The following is a 3122-nucleotide window of genomic DNA, read 5'->3' as shown; positions in this document are numbered from 1 at the left end:
TGTTAACATGGAGCGATATAATTTGTGTGATATGACTTTGCTTAATGAGATATGCGACACCAATAAATTGCTATCGAAGCATCATATTCAACTCGTTATTGAAATTACTGAACGAAATTATTGTCAGACATGCCCTGAAGTTATGAAGGGGCTGTTATTTTTAAAGCATAATAATGTACTTCTGGCCGCTGACGACTTTGTTTGGTGGCAAGATGATTTTAGGTGTAATGAAGTAGCTGCAGGCTTGTATGGGATCATTAAAATTGAAAACCCCATTCAATGGAAAAAATACGAAATTAATGCATGTGTTGATTCTCGATTGGAGGTCTTTAGGGCGGCAATAGAAAGCATGCTTGAAAAGCAAAATTTGAAGATCGTCATCGAAAGAATAGAAAATGAAGAAGAGTTTGTACTGCTAACCGGGCTGCCAGTTTCGGGATTTCAGGGCTACTTATTTGGAAAACACAACTTAGGATAGTTATATAAGTGAGGTTTTCATGGATAGTAAAACTGTAATGTTGCGGCAACAAGTGATTATTGAAGATTACATTCGTGCTTACAACAACCTAGACGTGGATAAAATGCTCGAGAATTTGCATGATGAGATTATTTATACCAATAGTTTTTTAGATAACATAGACACTCATACACACGGTAAGCCAGCTTTTAAAAGCCAAGCAGAATCGATAATCAGTGATTTTATTACTAGACGATTGTTGATTTTAACTTGGACATTTTCAGGGGCTAAAGTGGTTGTGGATTTAGAGTATGATGCGCTACTGAACTCTGCAGAGTCAGCAGATTATGATGAGCAATTTGTTGATATGAATGGTTTTATTGAGTTCTGGTTTAGAGATTTTAAGATTGTCTATATCAATAGTTTTGTTTAACAGAGCTATTTTTTTTCACTCAAAAGAAGAGGAGAGGCTTAAGAGTTAGTTGCTTGTCGTTAACTAAATCAGATAACACCAATTCAGTAATATTAAGAAAGGACTCTTAACTATGATTAAAAGAACTTTGTCTTGTATTCCACTTCTATTACTCGCGAGTTGCGCATTGATGGTTGAGCAGCCTCCCGCTGAAAAATTGTCTGGTTACACCTATATACCCGTGGCCCCATTTTCAGTAACGACAAACCCTGAAGATTCCTGTGATAGCCAGCAATTATTCACGGCTGATAAAAGCGTCGATATCACCGATATTTCGTCAAAGACCTTGTTGAGTTCATTGCCCGATAACGCTGTAAGAACAACGGTTGAAACTTTTTACTTAGACGGTTCTGTGACATATGGTCCTGCAAAAGTCAGTGCAAATGCAGACTCCTATCGTATGACGGTTGACTACATTAATGCTGATACAACAAATGTTGATATTTGGATTAAGCGAGAAGCGCAGGTTTACAGATCTGAGCAAAGAAAAGTAATCAATCTATTTTTGCCTGCACATGATAAATATAGCGAATATGTTATCGGTTCAGACGTATACACAGTTACCAGTGAAAACCCATACTCTATTGATTACCAGTATTTTAGTTTGCCTGTATATGTAGGGATTGGATTGAGAGCAACCGCAGATATCAATGCAGTGGACAGCGCGGCAAACATTTCAGGGCTTGGAGCAATAGGTGTGAGTGCTGAATCACGAGACTTAAAAGGCTCATTAACAGTACAAACATTAGGAGTAAACGGCCAAGCAATTGCTGCGGCTTTACCTATTCAAAGTGAGTTAAATAGAACCACCGCACAAAATGCAATTACCTCAGTAGCCTCAATTAAAGCCTTGTTATATGAGGAGGGGACTATTGTGCAGCCAAGGGTGGTTGGGATTTACCTTCCTTTTCCCGGTGGTAAGGCGCTCATCAATAGCATTATCTCTGAAATCTCTCGCGCTAAAGTGGTTTGGAAGCGCCCTTGTGTGATCAGCCAAAGTTAAACATAGAATGCCTGAATTTTAGTTGTGATAAATAATTAAGGTGAACACTGTAGGCTTTATTGCCTCCGTCATAATATTAATTTTTCGCTGATTGCCGTTAATGCTTGCTACTTAAGAGGCAAGGCACGCGTTACGAACGGTAGAAAGATGTGAGGCTAATACCAATCAGTATCAATTGTTGGTGTTGGCTAAAGAGCTAGTTGAACTTAGATTGATTGTTCAAAGGTGAAGTTTGCAGGTTTACGGCTAGTCGATAATCGATCATCGATCATCCATCATCCATCATCCATCATCTATAAAGAGCAACTTATGCCAAATACTTTGCTTTTTGATTCGTAAGATATAAATGAAATAGCATATAAATGAAATAGTGCATTGTTGGCAGAGGCTATCTCTGGAGGTTACCAGTGGGGACATAGCCTTGCTCATGATACTTTCATGAGTTAAACAGGCCACAATTGATGTTTACGTCCCCACCTAGGGTTGCAATTGGTTTAACTTTTGTCGTTGGAAAATGACTCATCTCACGTCATTTTTATAGTCTAGCTATTTAAAAAGTAACACTAAAGCTAATATCGAGAATACGATAATCGCGATATAGTACTGGATTTTTAAAGTATCACTGCCTTTTAGAAAATTATTGCTGTGATTTCTAGATTTATTACAGCCGTGAATAATGGCGCAATTGCTAAGTTTCGTGCAGTGATCTTGGGTAATAGGGCATACTCCCTTGCTATACAAAGACTCATTGCTTAAGTCGTTATACTCAACTACTTCAATTCTCTCCTCCATAGTAGGAGCTTCTTCTATGTAATCTAACTTTTCTGATAGCTCAATTGAGTATCCAATAGAAGGTATGGTGTGTATATTTAAGTAGGGTTCTAATTTTTTTAATTTCTCTCTTAAAGAGCGAATAACTACATTTAGCGAGCTTCCTGTAACATAACGCCCTGGCCATCCAGCTTCTATTAAGGAGTTCCGGCGGATGGGGAAACCGTGGTTATTAAGTAGTACTTTTACTATAAGGTACTCAGAACGAGATAGTTTAATTTCTCCTTCTTTTTTAATTGTCGAATTATCGATGTCAACTTCTTCGATAATTAACATCATGGAAGAATCAATAATTATAAGTTGTAGATTGGCGTTGTAAGGCATATTAATATGGTATCCTTAATATACTGTCTCTTTTT

Annotated in this window: 4 protein-coding genes; 3 read left to right on the top strand and 1 reads right to left on the bottom strand. The window is 37.6% G+C overall.

Annotated features, from left to right (window positions below; genetic code table 11):
* From K5Q92_RS23485 to K5Q92_RS23475, 3 genes are all read left to right on the top strand, one after another.
* Positions 1-478, top strand: a 478-nt coding sequence (locus K5Q92_RS23485; RefSeq protein ID WP_220771217.1) for an EAL domain-containing protein, incomplete at its 5' end; no start/stop codon positions are given.
* 19 nt (positions 479-497) lie between these two features.
* Positions 498-890: a nuclear transport factor 2 family protein gene (locus tag K5Q92_RS23480; protein ID WP_220771216.1), complete on the top strand. Its 393-nt coding sequence runs from the start codon at positions 498-500 to the stop codon at positions 888-890.
* A 112-nt stretch (positions 891-1002) separates the two neighbouring features.
* Positions 1003-1932, top strand: a complete 930-nt coding sequence (locus K5Q92_RS23475) for a hypothetical protein (RefSeq protein ID WP_220771215.1) — start codon at positions 1003-1005, stop codon at positions 1930-1932.
* Between the two features lie 546 nt (positions 1933-2478).
* Here K5Q92_RS23475 and K5Q92_RS23470 read toward each other — a convergent pair.
* Positions 2479-3087: a helix-turn-helix domain-containing protein gene (locus K5Q92_RS23470; protein ID WP_220771214.1), complete on the bottom strand. Its 609-nt coding sequence runs from the start codon at positions 3085-3087 to the stop codon at positions 2479-2481.
* Positions 3088-3122: the final 35 nt, after the last annotated feature.

Source organism: Shewanella sp. MBTL60-007 (assembly GCF_019654915.1).
Classification (GTDB): Bacteria; Pseudomonadota; Gammaproteobacteria; order Enterobacterales; family Shewanellaceae; genus Shewanella.
Note: the sequence above shows the minus strand (reverse complement) of the source record. Positions and strands in the feature narration are given on the sequence as shown.

Bases quoted from the DNA above. Each gene is read 5' to 3' on its own strand.
- K5Q92_RS23480 (WP_220771216.1), top strand. From the start codon at position 498: ATGGATAGTAAAACTGTAATGTTGCGGCAACAAGTGATTATTGAAGAT.
- K5Q92_RS23475 (WP_220771215.1), top strand. From the start codon at position 1,003: ATGATTAAAAGAACTTTGTCTTGTATTCCACTTCTATTACTCGCGAGT.
- K5Q92_RS23470 (WP_220771214.1), bottom strand. From the start codon at position 3,087: ATGCCTTACAACGCCAATCTACAACTTATAATTATTGATTCTTCCATG.